The organism is Rothia koreensis, from assembly GCF_052232265.1.
GTDB classification, from domain to species: Bacteria; Actinomycetota; Actinomycetes; order Actinomycetales; family Micrococcaceae; genus Rothia; species Rothia koreensis.
The window spans coordinates 2,649,174-2,667,077 of record NZ_CP197643.1 but is presented as its reverse complement, the minus strand read 5'-3'; the positions used below and the strand labels follow the sequence as shown (position 1 = coordinate 2,667,077).

16 protein-coding genes and 1 tRNA gene are annotated in these 17,904 nt (G+C 66.4%); all 17 read left to right on the top strand.

The genetic code is table 11. The features are described from left to right. Positions 1 to 8 precede the first annotated feature (8 nt). The 17 genes from ACTSLZ_RS11895 to ACTSLZ_RS11815 all read left to right on the top strand — a co-directional run bounded on the left by ACTSLZ_RS11895 (position 9) and on the right by ACTSLZ_RS11815 (position 17,863). Positions 9 to 1,568, top strand: coding sequence for an ABC transporter ATP-binding protein (locus tag ACTSLZ_RS11895; RefSeq protein ID WP_443095146.1), 1,560 nt, complete (start codon positions 9 to 11; stop codon positions 1,566 to 1,568). Continuing rightward, entirely contained in the window at positions 1,565 to 2,881 is a 1,317-nt protein-coding gene (locus tag ACTSLZ_RS11890; protein ID WP_436595151.1) for an ABC transporter permease, read from the top strand. Before ACTSLZ_RS11895 ends, ACTSLZ_RS11890 begins: the two co-directional genes overlap by 4 nt. After that, positions 2,878 to 4,185 carry an ABC transporter permease gene (locus tag ACTSLZ_RS11885; RefSeq protein ID WP_443095145.1) on the top strand — a complete coding sequence of 436 codons (1,308 nt, stop codon included), beginning with the start codon at positions 2,878 to 2,880 and terminating at the stop codon, positions 4,183 to 4,185. Before ACTSLZ_RS11890 ends, ACTSLZ_RS11885 begins: the two co-directional genes overlap by 4 nt. A gap of 4 nt (positions 4,186 to 4,189) precedes the next feature. After that, positions 4,190 to 4,615: a cytidine deaminase gene (locus ACTSLZ_RS11880; RefSeq protein WP_238692331.1), complete on the top strand. Its 426-nt coding sequence runs from the start codon at positions 4,190 to 4,192 to the stop codon at positions 4,613 to 4,615. Positions 4,616 to 4,660: 45 nt separating this feature from the next. After that, the gene (locus ACTSLZ_RS11875; RefSeq protein ID WP_443095144.1) at positions 4,661 to 5,968 is read left to right on the top strand and encodes a thymidine phosphorylase; all 1,308 of its coding nucleotides are present in this window, start codon (positions 4,661 to 4,663) and stop codon (positions 5,966 to 5,968) included. A gap of 76 nt (positions 5,969 to 6,044) precedes the next feature. Next, positions 6,045 to 7,835, top strand: coding sequence for a hypothetical protein (locus tag ACTSLZ_RS11870; RefSeq protein ID WP_443095143.1), 1,791 nt, complete (start codon positions 6,045 to 6,047; stop codon positions 7,833 to 7,835). A gap of 39 nt (positions 7,836 to 7,874) precedes the next feature. Further along, positions 7,875 to 9,116, top strand: a complete 1,242-nt coding sequence (locus ACTSLZ_RS11865) for an adenosine deaminase (RefSeq protein ID WP_443095142.1) — start codon at positions 7,875 to 7,877, stop codon at positions 9,114 to 9,116. Then, positions 9,113 to 9,934, top strand: a complete 822-nt coding sequence (locus ACTSLZ_RS11860; protein WP_443095141.1) for a MazG family protein — start codon at positions 9,113 to 9,115, stop codon at positions 9,932 to 9,934. Before ACTSLZ_RS11865 ends, ACTSLZ_RS11860 begins: the two co-directional genes overlap by 4 nt. A 146-nt stretch (positions 9,935 to 10,080) precedes the next feature. After that, positions 10,081 to 11,373: a phosphopyruvate hydratase gene (gene eno, locus ACTSLZ_RS11855; RefSeq protein WP_129315037.1), complete on the top strand. Its 1,293-nt coding sequence runs from the start codon at positions 10,081 to 10,083 to the stop codon at positions 11,371 to 11,373. Positions 11,374 to 11,484: 111 nt separating this feature from the next. Beyond that, complete coding sequence (locus ACTSLZ_RS11850; RefSeq protein WP_443095140.1) at positions 11,485 to 12,123, top strand: FtsB family cell division protein; 639 nt, start codon at positions 11,485 to 11,487, stop codon at positions 12,121 to 12,123. A gap of 42 nt (positions 12,124 to 12,165) precedes the next feature. After that, on the top strand, positions 12,166 to 12,768 hold the full coding sequence (locus tag ACTSLZ_RS11845; protein WP_443095139.1) for a DUF501 domain-containing protein: 603 nt from the start codon (positions 12,166 to 12,168) through the stop codon (positions 12,766 to 12,768). A 15-nt stretch (positions 12,769 to 12,783) separates the two neighbouring features. Beyond that, a complete protein-coding gene (locus ACTSLZ_RS11840; protein ID WP_129315042.1) occupies positions 12,784 to 13,755 on the top strand; it encodes a Ppx/GppA phosphatase family protein in 972 nt (323 codons plus the stop codon). 3 nt (positions 13,756 to 13,758) lie between these two features. Continuing rightward, entirely contained in the window at positions 13,759 to 14,817 is a 1,059-nt protein-coding gene (locus ACTSLZ_RS11835) for a S8 family peptidase (RefSeq protein WP_443095138.1), read from the top strand. Further along, positions 14,795 to 15,208, top strand: coding sequence for a hypothetical protein (locus tag ACTSLZ_RS11830; protein ID WP_443095137.1), 414 nt, complete (start codon positions 14,795 to 14,797; stop codon positions 15,206 to 15,208). Before ACTSLZ_RS11835 ends, ACTSLZ_RS11830 begins: the two co-directional genes overlap by 23 nt. Positions 15,209 to 15,307: 99 nt before the next feature. Beyond that, positions 15,308 to 16,693, top strand: coding sequence for an NAD(P)/FAD-dependent oxidoreductase (locus ACTSLZ_RS11825; RefSeq protein WP_129315044.1), 1,386 nt, complete (start codon positions 15,308 to 15,310; stop codon positions 16,691 to 16,693). Positions 16,694 to 16,772: 79 nt separating this feature from the next. Beyond that, positions 16,773 to 16,846, top strand: a tRNA-Leu gene (locus tag ACTSLZ_RS11820). 165 nt (positions 16,847 to 17,011) lie between these two features. Continuing rightward, positions 17,012 to 17,863 carry a Bax inhibitor-1/YccA family protein gene (locus ACTSLZ_RS11815; protein WP_443095136.1) on the top strand — a complete coding sequence of 284 codons (852 nt, stop codon included), beginning with the start codon at positions 17,012 to 17,014 and terminating at the stop codon, positions 17,861 to 17,863. Positions 17,864 to 17,904 lie beyond the last annotated feature (41 nt).

The window sequence follows — 17,904 nt, the reverse complement described above, 5'->3', positions numbered from 1 at the left end:
CCTCGACGATGAAACTCGAATTGCGGTCAGTGACGAAACGCTTCGGCGCGTTCACGGCCAATGACTCGATCGACCTCGTGGTCGAACCGGGAACCGTGCACTGCCTCCTGGGAGAGAACGGGGCCGGAAAATCGACCCTCATGAACGTGATCTACGGTCTGTACGAACCGACCGAGGGCCACATCCTGCTGGACGGGCAGGAGAAACGGTTCGCCGGTCCCGGAGAGGCCATGCGAGCCGGCATCGGGATGGTCCACCAGCACTTCATGCTCGTCCCGGTCTTCACGGTCGCCGAGAACGTGGCCCTCGGCGCCGAATCCACGCGGGGCACCAGCCTGGACCTCGAACAGACGCGTCGCCGCATCCGTGAGATCTCGGACCGGTACGGGTTCCGTGTCGACCCGGACGCCGTCGTCGAGGACCTGCCCGTGGGCGTGCAGCAACGGGTCGAAATCATCAAGGCCCTGGTGCGCGACGCAGAGATTCTCATCCTCGACGAGCCGACCGCCGTACTGACGCCGGGGGAAACCGACGAGTTGTTGGCGATCATGGCCCAGCTGCGCGACGACGGAAAATCCTTGCTGTTCATCTCCCACAAACTGCGCGAGGTGTGTGCGGTTTCCGACGAGATCACCGTGATCCGTCGCGGCAAGGTCGTCGGTACCGTGGCCCCGACCGCCGCGACCACCGAACTGGCCTCCATGATGGTGGGCCACGACGTGAACCTCACCGTGGACAAGGAAGCCCCACAGTACGGTGACAACACCTTTTCTGTTCGCGATCTCTCCCTCGTCTCGGACACGGGGGTCACGGTTCTCGATGGGATCGACCTGGACGTCCGCGGCGGCGAAATCGTCGCGATCGCCGGTGTCCAGGGCAACGGCCAGACCGAGTTCACGGAGACGGTCATGGGCCTGCACCCGAAGGCCACAGGACGCATCGTCCTGGACGGTGAGGACCTGTTGGGAATGACCACCAAGAAGATCATCGACTCCGGCGTCGGCTTCGTCCCTGAGGACAGAACCGTCGACGGTCTTGTCGGGACCTTCAGCATTGAGGAAAACCTGGTGCTCAATCAATTCGACACCAAGCAGTTTTCTGCCGGGCCGTCGCTCCGGCGCGGCGCGATCAGATCCAACGCGCGCAAGAAGGCAGCGGCCTTCGACATCCGGATGAATTCGGTGTCCGACCATGTGGCGACGCTCTCGGGCGGCAACCAGCAGAAGGTCGTCGTCGCCAGGGAGCTTTCGAGGCCGCTCAAGCTCCTCGTCGCCTCCCAACCGACGCGCGGGGTGGACGTCGGATCGATCGAATTCATCCACGAGCGGATCGTCGCCGAGCGCGACGCCGGAACCCCGGTCGTGATCGTCTCGACCGAGCTGGATGAGGTCTATGCACTCGCGGACCGTATCGCCGTATTCCACCACGGACGCCTGATGGGCATCGTGGGCCCGGACGTTCCGCGCGAGATGCTCGGACAGATGATGGCCGGTGCCACGGCGGAAGAGCTCCAGGCGGACGCGTCGCAGCCCGCGGTCCAGAACACCACCGAAGGAGAGCCCGCATGAGCTCGTCAGAGTCGCAGCAGCCCGTCGCGCCGCCCGTGGACGGCGCGGGAGCGGCCTCCGAAGGTGCGGCGGCCGCTCCCGTCACACCGCCCTGGGCCTCGGGGCCGGAGAAGCCGTCTCTGGCGTACCGTTTCACGTCGTCGCCGCTCGTTCTCTCCGTGGCCGCGCTGGTCGCCGCCCTCGTCGTCGGCGGACTTCTCATCGTCTTCACGGACCAGCGGGTGCTCACCCGCATGAATTATTTCTTCAACCGTCCGAGCGACACCTTCGAGGCCGCGTGGAAGGCCGCCAGCTCGGCCTACGTGGCGCTGTTCGAAGGTGCAATCTTCGACCCGCACGGCGAGGACTGGACCCAACGGATCTATCCTCTGACCGAGACGCTGACCATTGCGACACCGCTCATCTTCGCTGGCCTGGGCGTCGCCATTTCGTTCCGATCGGGCCTGTTCAACATCGGCGCGCAGGGGCAGATCATCCTCGGCGCCATCGTGGCCGGGTACATCGGATTCAGCTGGCACCTGCCGGTAGCGATTCACCTGATCCTGGTGATCGTCGGGGGCATGCTGGGCGGTGCAGTGTGGGGTGGTCTGGTCGGATTGCTCAAGGCGAAGACCGGTGCCCACGAAGTGATCCTGTGCATCATGCTCAACTATGTGGCCCTGAACCTGGTCCTGTACGTCCTCACCACGCCGGGATTCCAGAGGGAAGGATCCACGAACCCGATCTCTCCGCAGATTGACCGGAGCGCCCAACTGCCCAGGCTGTTCGGCGACTCCTTCCGGCTCCACTGGGGATTCGTCCTGGCCATTCTGGCGGTCCTGCTGGTTTCGTGGATGATCAACCGCTCCACGGTCGGATTCCGGCTTCGCGCGGTCGGCTCGAACCCCGAAGCATCGAAGACCGCGGGAATCAACGTGACCGCCGGATACATCGTCGTGATGGTCATGGCGGGTGGTCTCTCCGGGATGGCCGGAGTCTCCCAGATCTCGGGCACGGAGAAGGTCCTGACGGGCGACGTCGCGGCGTCCTTCGGATTCGACGCGATCACCGTTGCGCTCCTCGGACGGTCGAAACCCTGGGGGACTTTTTGGGCCGGCCTTCTCTACGGCGCCTTCCGTGCAGGGGGAGTGGCGATGCAGACGAATACCGGAACCAACATCAACATCGTTCTGGTGGTCCAATCGTTGATCGTTCTGTTCATTGCGGCCCCGCCGCTGGTCCGCGCGATCTTCCGCCTGCCCGACCCGTCGAAGACCGGCCGCGACAAAAAGGCCCGCAAGGCATCCGCACCCAAGGCAGGAGCAGCCCAGTGAGCACCGCCGTCCAGGAAAACAGAAACTCCGTCCGGCCACCCGAGTCCTCCGAACCGGAGAAGACCGTGGTCAGGCACTGGCGCACCGCCATCATCTTCACGGTCCTTGCCCTTGTCACGCTGCTGGTCTGCGCCATCAGCGCGGCCGACGACACGGTCGTGTTCAGGCTCTCGGAGACTCGGGACACCATACGCCTGGGCGACGTCGCCCTGGGGTCCCGGGTGACGGGCTGGGTGCTCGCCGTCGTCGCGATCTGTATGGCCGCCGTCGCGTGGACGGCCGGCTCGAAGGGACGCAAGGTTCCCTGGTGGTGCACGGCAGTGTTCTGGGCGGCCTTCGTGATCGCCATGCTGGTGTGGGCGGTCAGCCACGCGGACAGCAACAGTCTTTCCCTGCCGGGTTTGCTCGGAGGCTCACTGACGCTCGCCGTGCCGCTGATTTTCGGGTCGATGTCCGGTTTGTTGTGCGAACGCAGCGGCGTCGTGAACATCGCGATCGAGGGGCAACTGCTGTTCGGTGCGTTCTCCGCGGCCGTTGCCGGATCCGTGTCGCACAATGCCTGGGTAGGTCTCCTCGCCGCGATGCTCGGAGCAGTTCTGGTGTCCCTGGTCCTGGCCGTGTTCTCGATCAAGTACCTGGTCAACCAGGTGATCGTGGGCGTTGTGGTCAATGTGCTGGTCTCCGGTCTGACGGGTTTCCTCTACTCGACGGTGCTCTCGCGCTCCAATGTCGGTCTGAATGCCCCGGACCACCTGCCGGATTACGCGGTGCCGGTGCTGTCGAAGATCCCGGTGATCGGCCCGGTGCTGTTCGACCAGTCCGTGATCGTGTACCTGATGTACGGCGTCGTCTTCCTGATCTGGTACTGCCTGACCAGGACCCGATGGGGATTGCGAACCCGTGCGGTGGGCGAGCACCCGAAGGCGGCCGACACGCTCGGAGTCAACGTCAACCGTCTGCGCTTCTGGAACGTGCTGGTGGCCGGCGCCGTGGCAGGCATGGGCGGCGCATTCTTCACGCTCGTCTCGGTCTCCTCCTTCAACAAGGACATGACGGCCGGCCAGGGGTACATCGCGTTGGCCGCACTGATCTTCGGCAGGTGGCGCCCGTTCGGCGCGTTGTTCGCCGCGCTGCTCTTCGGATTTGCGACCAACCTGCAGTCGGTCCTCTCCCTTCTCGGGACCACGGTTCCGAGCCAGTTCCTGGCCATGTTGCCTTACCTGGTGACCATCGCGGCCGTGACCGGGCTGGTCGGCCGTTCCCGCGGACCCGCAGCCAGCGGCGTCCCGTATGTCAAGGAGTGATCGCATGAGCACACCCCCTGTCGACGATCCCCGGTGGGGGCCGTTGATCGACGCGGCCCGCGAGGCCCTCGGAAGGTCCTACAGCCCGTACTCGAACTATCCCGTGGGCGCCGCCGGCCGAACCGAGGACGGCCGGATCGTCGTCGGGGCCAACATCGAGAACGCCTCGTACGGCGTGACGCTGTGTGCCGAATGCTCGATGGTCTCGGATCTGTTCCGCACGGGCGGCGGCAGGCTCACGGACTTCGTGTGCCTCAACGGCGCGGAGGACATCATCATGCCGTGCGGACGATGCCGTCAGCTGCTGAACGAGCACTGCGCGCCGGAGATGAGGATCCTCACCCCGGAAGGACCGCGAACCATGGACGAGGTGCTTCCCCAAGCCTTCGGCCCGCACGACGTCGGCGGATTCGACGTCCGGCCGACCTGATACCGACAACCTCCCCGACCACCCCGAGCAAAGGACACCTGAGCGATGAGCGAAGAATTCGACGCGGTCGACGTCATCCGCACGAAACGTGACGGCGGGTCACTGAGCGCAGACCAGATCGACTGGGTCGTGGACGCCTATACGAGGGGCACGGTCGCGGACGAACAGATGTCCGCGCTGGCCATGGCGATTTATCTCAGGGGCATGGAGCCGGAGGAGACCGCTCGTTGGACGCGAGCGATGATTGCCAGCGGCGAGCGACTGGACTTTTCCCCGATCCTCGGGCCGCGGGGCAAGATCGCGACTGCCGACAAGCACTCGACCGGCGGGGTGGGGGACAAGATCACGCTGCCGCTCGCACCCCTCGTGGCCGTCTACGGGGTCGCCGTGCCGCAGCTCTCCGGCAGGGGCCTCGGGCACACCGGGGGCACATTGGACAAGCTGGAATCGATCCCCGGGTGGCAGGCGTCCCTCAGCAACGAGGGCATGATGCGGATCCTGGGGAGCGTCGGGGCCGTGATCTGCGCGGCCGGTACCGGGCTGGCCCCGGCGGACAAGAAACTGTATGCGTTGCGCGACGTGACCGGAACGGTCGAAGCCGTTCCGCTGATCGCTTCCTCGATCATGTCCAAGAAGATCGCCGAGGGCACGGATTCCCTGGTCCTGGACGTCAAGGTGGGCCCGGGGGCCTTCATGAAGGACGAGGCCTCGGCCAGACTGCTCGCGCAGACGATGGTCGATCTGGGAGACGACGCGGGGGTGCGCACCACGGCCCTGCTGACGGACATGTCCGCCCCCTTGGGGCTCACCGTCGGGAACGCGATCGAGGTCGAGGAATCGGTCGAGGTCCTGGCCGGTGGCGGGCCCGACGACGTCGTGGAGCTGACCGTGGCGCTTGCTCGGGAAATGCTCTTGGCCTCCGGAATCGACGAGGACCCGGCCGAGGCGCTCGCGGACGGGCGGGCCATGGACGTCTGGAAGGACATGATTCGTGCGCAGGGCGGAGACCCTGAGGCCGCGCTTCCCACGGCACGCGAGTCGCATGTTCTGACCGCACCGCAATCGGGCACGTTGAGCCGCCTCGATGCGCTGGCCGTGGGCACCGCCTCGTGGAGGCTCGGGGCCGGACGCACCCGCAAGGAGGATCCGGTGCAGGCGGGTGCGGGAGTCCGGTTGCACGCGAAGCCGGGTGACCGGGTCGAGGCGGGCCAGCCCCTGATGACCCTGCTGACCGACACGCCAGAGCGCTTCGACCGAGCCCTGAAAACTCTGGACGGCGGCTTTGAGATTTCTTCATCGGGCCCGGTGGATGTCGCAAGGCCCCTGATCCTCGATAGACTGACGGCAGAATAGGGTTCAACATTCTTGTCCCGTGCGAGTGGGGCAGATCTCGAGGCGCCCGTGCGGGCGCAGAAAATCAAGGTGAGTCGTGGCTTTCAAGCTTTTCCGCAAGAACTCGGACGACGACGCCGCGCGGCGTTCGGACGATGAGCTGAACGGAACGGAGCGGCAGGACGAAGATACTGCCGGCTCGGAAGTTCGGGCTCTGCCGGACCGCCCCGAGCTTCCGACGACCAACGGCCTTCCGGACATCGTCAAGATGATGGAGTCCGACCGCGTGGCCACGCTCCAGCTGAATCAGCGGGGCAACGAAATGACCGCGGTCATGGACCCGAGCGAGAAGCCAGAACGCAAGACCACGGTCGATACGCAGTCGCCCTGGTTCGACGCCGTCGCCAAGCTCTACACGGCGGCGCAGGCGAGCGAGAACGGCCCCTGGCGCCGTGCCGAGATCATGATCTCCTCGGTGCGCGAGGGCCGACGCTCGGTGGAGGTCGAGTACACCTACCCGAATTCCAACGAGCAGGTTCGCGAGGCCTACACGCAGACCCTGCCGACCACGCTCTCCCGCGGCGGAGAATCCGACGCCTCGGGGTCCGGGGAGGCATCCGGCTCGACGTCTGCGAGCAAGGCGGGGACCGCGACCGCATCGGGCGCCGCCGCCGGCGGCGCGGCGGGAGCCGCAGCCGGAACGGCAGCCAGCGGACCGAAGCAGGGCGCCTCCACCTCGACCGACCAGGAGCGCGGCGAAGCGCTCGACGCCGTGGCGGACGACGCCGAGGCACGCAAGTCGGATGCGACCAATGAATCCGGACGCGACGACGCGAACGCGGTCCTGGGCACGCCCGAGGACGCAGGTTCGTCGAAGGACAGCGTGGACTCGAACGACTCGAGGACCCAGGTCGTTTCGGGAACCGAGAAGTCTCGTGCCGTGACGGATGCTCCGAGCACGGAGGCCGGGGCCTCCAACGAGGCGGACTCGGCCACGACCTCGTCCTTCTCCGAAGCCAACGCCAAGGGCGGACAGCCCGCCGACAAGTCGAGCAAGGACGCGACGTCGGGCGGTGCCGCCGTGGGCGGTGCGGCTGCCGGTGGTGTCGCTGCCGGTGCCGTGGCGGGCGGCGCGGCCGCTTCCGCGGGATCCGGAACGAACAAGTCCTCCGCGTCTCCCTCGGAGGACTCCGCCGCCGCACCGGGGCAGAGCGGGACCCCGGATGCATCCGAACCGGTTCCCGACGTCGTCGAGGACTCCCAGTGGGACGGGGAGGACGGCCGCTCGGATTCCGCGTCGTCGTCGAACGTCGCGGCCGATCTTCCGGATTCCGTCCCCTCGACGGCCGATCAGACCGACGTCGCGCCCTCGTACTCGAGCTCCGAGCAGACCGGGCCGCAGAAGCCCTCGACGACCCAGCTGGCTCCCGGCAACCTCGTCCTGACCGAGGCCGACGTGCTGAAGCGCATCGGAGAGGCTCAGAAGACCCTCTTCGGCCCGAACGGTACGGCCAGGGACGTGTCGACCGTGCTGATCCGCGTGCGCGCACTCGGGTCCTACTACGACGCCCTGACCCACGTGCGCCGCAACGGATTCTGGGACCAGCGGAAGACCTTCGACCTCATCCCGGAAGAAGCCTTGCACATCCTGGAGCTCAAGTCGGACTCCTACCAGGAGGGCGCGGGATCGCCGATCGCCATGATGTTCCGTTTCACTCCCGGCGTTCCGCCGCAGGTCTCCTTCTCCTACGAGGACGAGGAGAGCTTCGTGAAGTACAAGGACCGCCTGCCGGCCCAGCAGTACATCGAGGAGTTGCGGATGTTCCCGCGGACGGGTGCGAATATCCCGGAGCACATGACCGATGCGCTCACCCAGTGGAGCCTCTGACCCGAGGATGACCGTGCGGATGACTCGGCGGCTCGTCCCGTGAGCGCCCAGGTGGTGACGCCGTGGCCGGAACCGGCCCACGATGAGGGATGGTTCGCGTCCCTCCCGAAGGTCTGCCTCCACGACCACCTGGACGGCGCGCTGCGCCCGACAACCGTGATCGAGCTGGCGGCCGAGATCGGGCACGAGCTTCCGAGCCATGAGCCGGCCGGGTTGGAGCAATGGTTCGCAGAGGCAGCCGATTCGGGGTCTCTCGCGCGGTACCTCGAGACCTTCGAACACACCGTCGCGGTCATGCAGTCCGTGTCGGCGCTCGAGCGTGTCGCCCGCGAGTACGTTCTGGACTCGGCGACCGACGGCGTCATCCACGGCGAGGTTCGGTGGGCGCCGGAGCAGCATCTGGGCTCCGATCTGAATCTGGACACCCCGATTCAGGCGGTCGACCGGGGCCTTCGCGCAGGGGAGGCGGAAGCCGCCGACCGCGGTCGACGCATTTCGATCCGTCAGATCATCTGCGCGATGAGGCAGAACGATCGTTCGCTCCAGGTCGCGGAAGCGGCGGTGCGGAACAGGGACCGCGGCGTCGTGGGATTCGACCTGGCCGGTCCCGAGGCCGGTTTCCCGGCCTCGGAGCATCGGGCCGCACTCGAGCACTGCGCGCAGAACTTCCTTCCGGTCACGGTGCATGCCGGCGAGGCGGACGGGCTCGCATCGATGCAACAGGCCTTGTTCGACGGCAGGGCATTGAGGATCGGTCACGGGGTGCGCATCGCGGAGGACCTCAGCCCCCGCGAGCCGCGCGGAACGTTGGGAGAGAACGTTTCCCGGTTGCCCCGCCGTCGCGATCTTTCGCCGCCGCCCGCGACGGCGGTCTATGCCCTCGGACCCCTCGCGTCCTGGGTCAGGGACCGGAGAATTCCCCTGGAACTGTGCCCGTGTTCCAACCTTCAGATCGACGCCGCCCCGAGCCTCGACGCGATCGGCCGGAACTACCCGGCGGGGGAGCGGCCCAGGGCCAAGAAGTACTCGGACCACCCCTTTGAGCTGCTCAGGGAACTCGGATTCGCGGTGACGGTCAATCCGGACAACCGACTGATGTCGAGGACCTCCATGACCCACGAGTTCATGGAATTGGCCGGGGTCTTCGGATACGACCGCGAGGATTTCCTGGCTCTGACCGTGACCGCCGCCGAGGCCACGTTCCTCTCGGCCGGCGACCGTGACGATCTCATCGAGCGCGTGATGGCCGGCTATTCCGATGCCCCGGTGGTCGGGTCATGACGCGCCCCGACCACGGCCTCGAGGCAGCTTCCGGAGACGACCGGCCGACGGCCGGGTCTGCCTTCGCCGACCTGGTGGCGCTCATGGACCGGCTCCGGTCTCCCGGAGGGTGCCGCTGGGACGGCGAACAGACCCACGAGTCCCTCGTGCGGTACCTGATCGAGGAAGCCTACGAGGTCGTCGAAGCGATTGAGACGCCGGGCGGCGTCGACCGGGCGCTGCTGCTCGAAGAGCTGGGCGACGTCCTGCTCCAAGTCGTCTTTCACGCACGGGTTGCCGAAGAAGCCGAGGACGGCTTCTCGATCGTGGACGTCATCGAAGCCCTGAACGCGAAGATGGTCCGCAGGCACCCGCACGTGTTCGAAGAACGGGCAACCACGGACGGCGCCCAGACGGGCACCTCGGACGACGACGGCCTGGAAGCCCTGACTCGACGGTGGGACGAGATCAAGAAGGTCGAGAAGCCGGACCGCAAGGACCCGTTCGACGGCATCCCTCCCGCTCTGCCGGCGCTCGCCCTGGGAGAAAAGACGCTCAACAAGGCCGCCAAAGCAGGGCTTGCCCTTCCGACGGACGCGGCCCCGGCGTCGCCCGTGGAACCGGTGCGGGAACCCAGGACACAGGAACCGGGCGAGCGGGTTGCGCGGCAGGTTTCGCCGGAATCGGTGGTCCCCGGGTCCGCCGACGAAGCAGAGCAGCGGATGGGACGTGATCTGTTGCGGATGGTGGCCGAGGCGCGGGATCTCGGGGTCGATCCTGAACGGGCCCTGCGGCGTGCCGTCAGGGAGTACGTGGCGCAGAACCGTGGGAATACCTGACTTCATGTCCGATTGTGTGGGAATTCGATACGATGGCCCTGGGTATCGGTGCCGTCACGGGGGACAAGTTCAGAATTTCCCACAAACTCACTAGGCTCGGTATCGAAGAGCCAATTCATCCTTCACGATTTTCTAGGAGCATTCAGATGGCTATCATCATCGACGTCCACGCGCGCCAGATCCTCGATTCCCGAGGCAACCCGACCGTCGAGGTCGAGGTTCTGCTCGATGACGGAAGCTTCGGCCGCGCGGCCGTGCCGTCCGGCGCCTCCACGGGTGAGTTCGAGGCGGTCGAGCGTCGTGACGGGGACAAATCCGTCTACCTCGGCAAGGGCGTTCTGGACGCGGTCAAGGCAGTCATCGATGAGATTTCCGAGGTCGTCATCGGCATGGACGCGGCCGATCAGCGGGCCGTGGACGCCGCAATGCTCGAACTCGACGGAACCGACAACAAGGCCAAGCTCGGAGCCAACGCGATTCTGGGAGTTTCCCTGGCCGTGGCGCGCGCGGCGGCCGAAGCCTCCGACCTTCCCCTCTACAAGTACCTCGGCGGACCGAATGCGCACGTTCTGCCGGTTCCGATGATGAACATCCTCAACGGCGGGTCTCACGCGGACTCCAACGTGGACATCCAGGAATTCATGATCGCCCCGATCGGGGCCCCGACCTTCGCCGAGGCGCTGCGCTACGGTGCCGAGGTCTACCACAGCCTCAAGTCCGTGCTGAAGGATCGCGGCCTGGCCACGGGGCTGGGAGACGAAGGCGGTTTCGCCCCGAACCTTGACTCCAACCGCGCCGCACTCGACCTGATCGTCGAAGCGATCGAGAAGGCGGGCTACGCTCCGGGCAAGGACGTGGCTCTGGCGCTGGACGCCGCCTCCTCCGAGTTCTACAACAAGGAAGACGGCACCTACTCCTTCGAAGGCGGCCGGAAGAGCGCCGAAGAGATGACCGCCTACTATGGCGAGCTCGTGGACGCCTACCCGCTCGTCTCGCTCGAGGACCCGCTGGACGAGGACGACTGGGAAGGCTACAAGACGATCACCGAACAGCTGGGCACCAAGGTCCAGATCGTCGGCGACGACCTCTTCGTGACCAACCCGGAGCGCCTCAGCAAGGGCATCGAATCCGGCGCCGCGAACGCCCTGCTCGTCAAGGTCAACCAGATCGGTTCCCTGACCGAAACCTTCGACGCCATCAGCATGGCGCAGACCCACGAGTTCCGTTGCATGGTCTCGCACCGTTCCGGGGAGACCGAGGACACGACCATCGCGGATATTGTGGTCGCGACCAATTCGGGCCAGATCAAGAGCGGCGCGCCCGCCAGGTCCGAGCGCGTGGCCAAGTACAACCAGCTCCTGCGCATCGAGGAGGAGCTCGGTGCGGCCGCCAAGTACGCGGGGGCGGCCGCCTTCCCGCGCTTCAACGCCTCCAAGTGATTCCTGCGGGATGACCGCTCCGACGCCCCGCCGGGTTCCGCCCGGCGGGGCGTCTTTCGGTAGAGTAAGGGCTCGAAAGCTTCTTCCCCCGCTCCGAGAGGTTCGATCGCTATGAAGAATCCCTTCTCCGCGGTATCGCGCCGCCTCCGTTCCGGGCAGGGACGGTCCGAGGGGACCGCCACGGGGGACCCAGCCCAGGACCCGGAGACACCGGGTGCGGGCAGGTCGACGGCGAAGGAGCCGTTCGGATTCGGCTCGTGGCGGCAGCGCCGCGTGGTCGAGCGTGCGGACGAGGAGGACGCCGCCACGTCTGACGAGAACCAGATGGGCCGCGAGGACTGGAGCGACGTCGAAGAGGCCCCAGAACCCGTCGCAGCCAGGTCCTTTTCGGGACGAACGGTTCTGCTTCTGCTGATCGTGCTGGCGCTGGTCGTCCCCCTGGCGCCCACGGTGCACCGCTATTTTGCCCAGCAGGCCGAGATCAACAGCCTGGAACAGCAGATCTCGGGGCTCAAGGACGAGCAGAAGGACCTCAAGGACCAGAAGGACCGCTGGAACGACGACGACTACGTTCGCCAGCAGGCCCGGGAGCGCCTGTCCTACGTCAGCCCCGGCGAAACCCCGTACATCGTGACGGGCAAGGACAAGACCAGCGATCAGGCGGACGATTCGTCGGCCGAGGCGGTCATCTCGAGCCCACCCTCCTGGGGCGAGAATCTCTGGTCCTCGCTGTCCCAATCCGCCGAGTGATCCCTTGGCAACCGTGAACGATCTATCCCGCGAAGGAATCCGGTGACTCAGAATCCAGCCCCTCACCAGCCTCGAGGGTTCGGCGCGAGCCGGGACACCCTCGCACCGACCGAGACGGACCTGCTGGTCCTCTCCCGGGAGCTGGGGCGTCCGGTGCGCGACGTCGTCGAGATCCCGGCGCGTTGTGTGTGCGGAAATCCGCTGGTTGCCGCCACGGCCCCCCGCTTGTCCAACGGTTCCCCGTTTCCCACCGTGTTCTATCTCGCCCATCCGGTCATCACGCAGGCCGCCTCACGGTTGGAGGCCGCGGGGCTGATGTACGAGATGACCGACCGGATCGCACAGGACGACGAGGTCGCGGAAGCCTACCAGGCCGCGCACCGGAATTATCTGGCGGAGCGGGAGAGGGTCCGTCTCGCGTCCGGTACGGATCCCGTGCCCGAGATCGAGGGGATCTCCGCCGGAGGCATGCCGGAACGGGTCAAGTGCCTGCACGCGGTCCTCGGGCACACGCTCTCGGTCGGCACGGGCATCAATCCTTTCGGGGACGAGACCCTTCGCGCGATCGAACAGTGGTGGACCCCGGAACGCTGCGCGTGCGACCCCGCGTGGCGCCGTGACGAAGATTTGCCGAACGAGTCCTGAGGAGTACGAGAGAACATGCGCGTCGGCGCCATTGACTGCGGTACGAATTCCATTCGCCTTCTCATCGCGGACGTCAAGAAGGCGTCCTCGGAAGGGGAACCGCCCGTCGTCACCGACGTCGTCCGCGAGATGCGCGTCGTGCGTCTCGGGGCGGGGGTGGACGCCACGGGCTGGCTCGCCCAGGACTCCTTGGACCGCACCTTTGCCGCTGCCGAGGAATACGCGCGGTTGATCGAGAAGCACAAGGTCAAGCACGTGCGGATGGTCGCGACCAGCGCGACCCGCGATGCGGGGAATCGTCACGCGTTCGTCGAAGGGATCAACCAGCGACTCGGCGTCGTTCCCGAGGTGATCTCGGGATCGGAGGAAGCCGAATTGTCCTTCCGGGGCGCGGCCGCAACCATCGGGCCCGTGGGCGAGGGCCGGGACCTGGTGGTCGACGTGGGCGGCGGCTCCACCGAGTTCGTTCTCGGGGACGCCTCGGGCGTGCTCGCCTCACGGTCGGTCAACATCGGTTGCGTGCGGCTGACCGAACGCCACCTCAGCTCGAATCCGCCGACGGACGGCCAAGTGCGCATGCTTCTGGGCGACGTCGACGTCGCGGTCACGTCCGTTCTCGAGGCCGTCCCCGTGCGCACGACCACGCGGCTGGTCGGCGTGGCCGGATCGGTCACGACCCTGACGGCCTACGCCCTCGGACTCTCCGAATACGACGCCGAGCGCATCCACGGCAGCGAGTTGAGTATCGACGCCGTCTCGTCGGCCGCCGAGGCCCTGACTCGCATGACCCGTGCCGAGAGGGCCGACCTCGGCATCATGCACGAGGGACGTGCCGATGTCATCGGGGCGGGCGCGCAGATCTGGGCGCGGATCGCCGAACGGGTCGCCGAAATCACCGACGGCGCGGTCACCACGTGTCTCGCCAGCGAGCACGACATCCTGGACGGCATCGCGTTGTCCGTGGCCGAGGCACGGAAACGGACCTGAACCATGATGCGGCACGGTTGGGGCCTTCGGTGGCTCGCGGCTCTGGCGGTCGTCACGATCGCCTCGACCGTTCCGGTCGCGGCCGCCGAAGCTGAGTCGGGACCTTCCGCGCCGTCGTCGTCCGACCGCACGGACGAAGAAGTCAGGAAGCGGGAGTACTGGCTCGACGAACTGGGAATCCGTTCCGCGTGGAACCAAGCGACCGGCAAAGGGGTCAAGGTCGCGGTGATCGATACGGGCGTCGATGGCAATCACCAGGACCTCTCCGGCAATGTTCTGGACGGCAAGGACGTCTCCGGGGGGGGGGGGCAGCCCGGACGGCTGGAAGCCGGTCGGCGCCGAACCGGAGCACGGAACCCTCGTGGCATCGATGATCGCCGGGCACGGCCACGCCGGGCATGGGGGCGATACGCAAACTGGAGGCGAGCCCGGCCAGGGACTCGGAATGATAGGTATCGCCCCGAGGCGAACGTCGTCCCGATCTCGGTCTGGCTGGGCACGCAGAATCCGGGGAACGTGTCGGTCGAGGACCAGATTCCCCGGGCCGTCGAGGAAGCGGTCGACTCCGGGGCGAAGGTCGTGAACCTCTCGGTCGGTTCGTCGAAGACGGACTGGCCCGAGTCCTGGGACAAGGCATTCCAGTACGCCCAGGACCACGACGTCGTGGTGGTCGCCTCGGCGGGCAACCGGGGGTCGGGTGTGACGCAGGTGGGCGCCCCATCGACCATCCCAGGGGTGGTTTCCGTGGGCGGCGTGGACCGCCAGGGCAAGACGTCCTGGGACTCCTCGGCGCAAGGGATCTCCCTGGCCGTTGCGGCACCGAGCGAAGACCTCATCGGTGCCCTGCCGAACAACAAGTACGGTCTCTGGTCCGGTACCTCCGCCTCGGCACCGATGGTGTCGGGTGTTCTGGCGCTGATGAGGCAGAAGTACCCCGACGAGTCGTCCGCGCAGATCATTCGGCGTCTCATCGACACCGCCGAGGACCGCGGGGACAAAGGCCGGGACCCGCAGTACGGATTACGGGATGGTCGACCCGATGGCGGCCCTGTCGCGCGATGAGCACGTGTCCGGCACACGCAAGAATCCTCTGGGATCCGTGGAGTCCTGGGCCAAAGTCCATCGCCGGGCGGATCCGACGGACGAACCCAGCGAGCCCCCTGCCGAAGAACACCGGGCGGGGGAGCGCATAGCCCCCGTGGCAGCCCCTGAGCCCGCGCCGGGAAACCACGTGAATCTGCTGTTGCCGGTCGGCCTCATCGCTGCCGTGGCCGGATGGATGTGGTTGCTGGCCTCCGGAACGGTCGCTCGGCTGCGTCGCGTGCTGGGGTCGCCACCCCACCCGCCGATGCGCATTCTGGCCGAGAGTCTGGGCTGGACCCGGCGGCGGACGAAGGCCGAACGCGGCGAAAAGAAAGAACGCAGGTCAGTTTTCTGGGGCCCGAGGCAATAAATCGGTGAAATCAGAATGGCGGCGTAAGGTCTTTGGTGACAACATTGGGAGTCGAGACCCTCGCAGTCCACGTGTATCCAAGGGAGTAGCATTTCTACCATGTCTTTTAACCAAGTTGCGAATGACCGCCCTCGTATTCTCATCGTCGGCGGCGGGTACGTCGGCTTCACCGTTGCCAGCAGGATCCAGAAGGCCATCAAGGCTTCGGGCGGCGTCGTGACCGTGGTGGATCCCAACCCCTACATGACTTACCTTCCCTTCCTGCCCGAGGTGGCCGCCGGAAACGTCGAGGGGCGCCACGCGACCGTGCCGCTGCGCCAGCACCTCCAGGACTGCGAGATCCTGGGTGCCAAGGTCGAGAAGATCGATCACGAGTCCAAGACGGCCACCGTGCGCGGCAACGACGACGGCGACACCTACGAACTCAAGTACGACCAGGTGGTCATCGGTGCGGGCTCCGTGACCCGTGCCTTCCCGATCCCCGGCCTGGCCGAGAACGCGATCGGCATGAAGAGCATCGAGGAAGCCGTGCACGTCCGCAACTGGGTCCTCGACCGCATCGAGACCGCATCCTTGCTCAAGGATGAGGCCGCTCGGCGTCGGGCACTGACCTTCGTGGTGGTCGGCGGCGGCTTCGCCGGTGTCGAGACCATCGCCGAGCTCGAGGACATGGCTCGGGCTGCGGTGGCGCGCAACTCGCGTCTGCGGGTGTCCGACCTCCGTTTCGTGATGGTCGAGGCCATGGGCCGCATCATGCCCGAGGTCCCCGAGGACCGCGCCGAGTCCGTGGTCGCCCACCTGCGTTCCCGCGGCATCGAGGTTCTGCTCAACACCTCCCTGGGCGAGGTCGACGGGGACACCTGCAAGCTCATCAACATGGGCGACAAGTCCCCGGCGGGCGAGGTCGAGACTCAGACCCTGATCTGGACCGCCGGAGTCATGGCCGCACCGTTCCTGAAGCAGTCGACGCTGCCGATCGACGAGCGCGGACGTGTCCGGGTCGGCGCAGACCTGCGTGTGACCGGTGACGACGGCGTCGTCGAAGGTGCCTGGGCGGCAGGCGACAACGCCGCCGTTCCGGACCTGACCGGCAAGGGCGTCGGCGGCTTCTGCGTTCCCAACGCCCAGCACGCTTCGCGTCAGGCCGTGACCCTGGCCGAGAACATCATGGCCGCCCGCAATGGCGGAGAGCTCAAGGACTACTACCACGAGAACCTCGGTGCGGTCGCCGGACTGGGCGCCTACAAGGGCGTGGCCAACATCAAGGGCCGCTCCTTCGAGGGGCCCCTGGCATGGCTCATGCACCGTGGCTACCACGGGATGGCCATCCCGACCGTCGAGCGGACCACGCGCGTGGCGGCGAACTGGGTGCTCAGCACGGTCTTCGGCCGGGACACCTCGCCGATCCGGAACGAGCGGACCCCGCGCCGGCCTTTCGAGGAGGCCACGGGTATTGCGCCGAAGGAAGAAAAGGCGCGCATCTGATCCATGATCCCGTCCTCGTGACGATCGACAGCTGAACTATGCACCCCGCACTTTCCTAGGAAGGTGCGGGGTGCGTTTCGCCCCAGTAGCCCAATCGGCAGAGGCAGCGGACTTAAAATCCGTTCAGTGTGGGTTCGAGTCCCACCTGGGGCACCGCGCATCGCTCGACGCTCTCGCCCGAGAGCGGAATCCCGGGCTCTCGCCTGCCGCCGACTGGCGGAAATCTGTAGAATGGAGAAAATCCCGGGTTCGCACGGGCCGAGCAGCTCGCAGTGTCGGGCAGTTCGGGAGTCCACCGCTTGAGAATCGAGGAATCCCATGGGACGTGGAAATCCCCTGATCAGGCGCATGAACAATGATGCGCAGCGAAATGACCATGCTTATGCCGGCCAGTCGCAGTACGGCCGGAATCCCAACGCTCCGCACGGCGGCGGTGACGCCGCATACGGGCAGGCTCCGAGCGCAGCCTCCCTGAACCAGATGTACAACGCACCCTCGGCCACCCCTGCCGACACGCAGCGGGCCACGATGGACGACGTCGTTGTCAAGACCCTCAGCATGCTGGGCCTCATCGCCGTCGGCGGTGCGGTCGGTTGGTTCCTGGGCGGCATTGCGGCCCTCTTCGGAATCATCGGCTTCGTGCTCGCCCTGGTCGTGATCTTCAAGCGCAAGACCTCGCCCGCGCTCGTGACGAGCTACGCGGTCTGCGAGGGACTTTTCCTCGGCGGCATCTCCCGGGTCTTCGAAACCCAATTCGGCGGCATCGTGCTGATGGCCGTGGTCTCCACGCTGGTCGTCTTCCTCGGAATGCTCGCGCTGTATGCGAAGGCCGGGGTCCGCATTACCGGCAAGGCGGCGAAGGTCCTGGCCATCGGGATGGTTGCCTACCTCGTGTTCATCGTCGGCAACCTCATCTTCGGGGCCTTCACCGGTTCGTCGATGCGGGACGTCACCGTTTTCGGGATTCCGCTCGGGATCATCATCGGCCTGTTGGCCGTGGTCATGGCCTGCGCGTGCCTCATCCAGGACTTCCAGAACATCGACAACGCCCTCCGCGCGGGAGTTCCGCAGAAGGAATCGTGGCGACTGGCCTTCGGCCTCATCGTGACCCTCGTGTGGCTGTACGTCGAGATTCTGCGTCTGCTCAGCTATTTCATGCCACGAAATTAGCCGCATCATCTTCGGGGCGCATCGTCCCCTGGCGCGAGGCC

Coding starts and splice junctions, on each gene's coding strand:
- ACTSLZ_RS11895 (WP_443095146.1), top strand. CDS start 9: ATGAAACTCGAATTGCGGTCAGTGACGAAACGCTTCGGCGCGTTCACG.
- ACTSLZ_RS11890 (WP_436595151.1), top strand. CDS start 1,565: ATGAGCTCGTCAGAGTCGCAGCAGCCCGTCGCGCCGCCCGTGGACGGC.
- ACTSLZ_RS11880 (WP_238692331.1), top strand. CDS start 4,190: ATGAGCACACCCCCTGTCGACGATCCCCGGTGGGGGCCGTTGATCGAC.
- ACTSLZ_RS11875 (WP_443095144.1), top strand. CDS start 4,661: ATGAGCGAAGAATTCGACGCGGTCGACGTCATCCGCACGAAACGTGAC.
- ACTSLZ_RS11860 (WP_443095141.1), top strand. CDS start 9,113: ATGACGCGCCCCGACCACGGCCTCGAGGCAGCTTCCGGAGACGACCGG.
- eno (WP_129315037.1), top strand. CDS start 10,081: ATGGCTATCATCATCGACGTCCACGCGCGCCAGATCCTCGATTCCCGA.
- ACTSLZ_RS11850 (WP_443095140.1), top strand. CDS start 11,485: ATGAAGAATCCCTTCTCCGCGGTATCGCGCCGCCTCCGTTCCGGGCAG.
- ACTSLZ_RS11840 (WP_129315042.1), top strand. CDS start 12,784: ATGCGCGTCGGCGCCATTGACTGCGGTACGAATTCCATTCGCCTTCTC.
- ACTSLZ_RS11835 (WP_443095138.1), top strand. CDS start 13,759: ATGATGCGGCACGGTTGGGGCCTTCGGTGGCTCGCGGCTCTGGCGGTC.
- ACTSLZ_RS11830 (WP_443095137.1), top strand. CDS start 14,795: ATGGCGGCCCTGTCGCGCGATGAGCACGTGTCCGGCACACGCAAGAAT.
- ACTSLZ_RS11825 (WP_129315044.1), top strand. CDS start 15,308: ATGTCTTTTAACCAAGTTGCGAATGACCGCCCTCGTATTCTCATCGTC.
- ACTSLZ_RS11815 (WP_443095136.1), top strand. CDS start 17,012: ATGGGACGTGGAAATCCCCTGATCAGGCGCATGAACAATGATGCGCAG.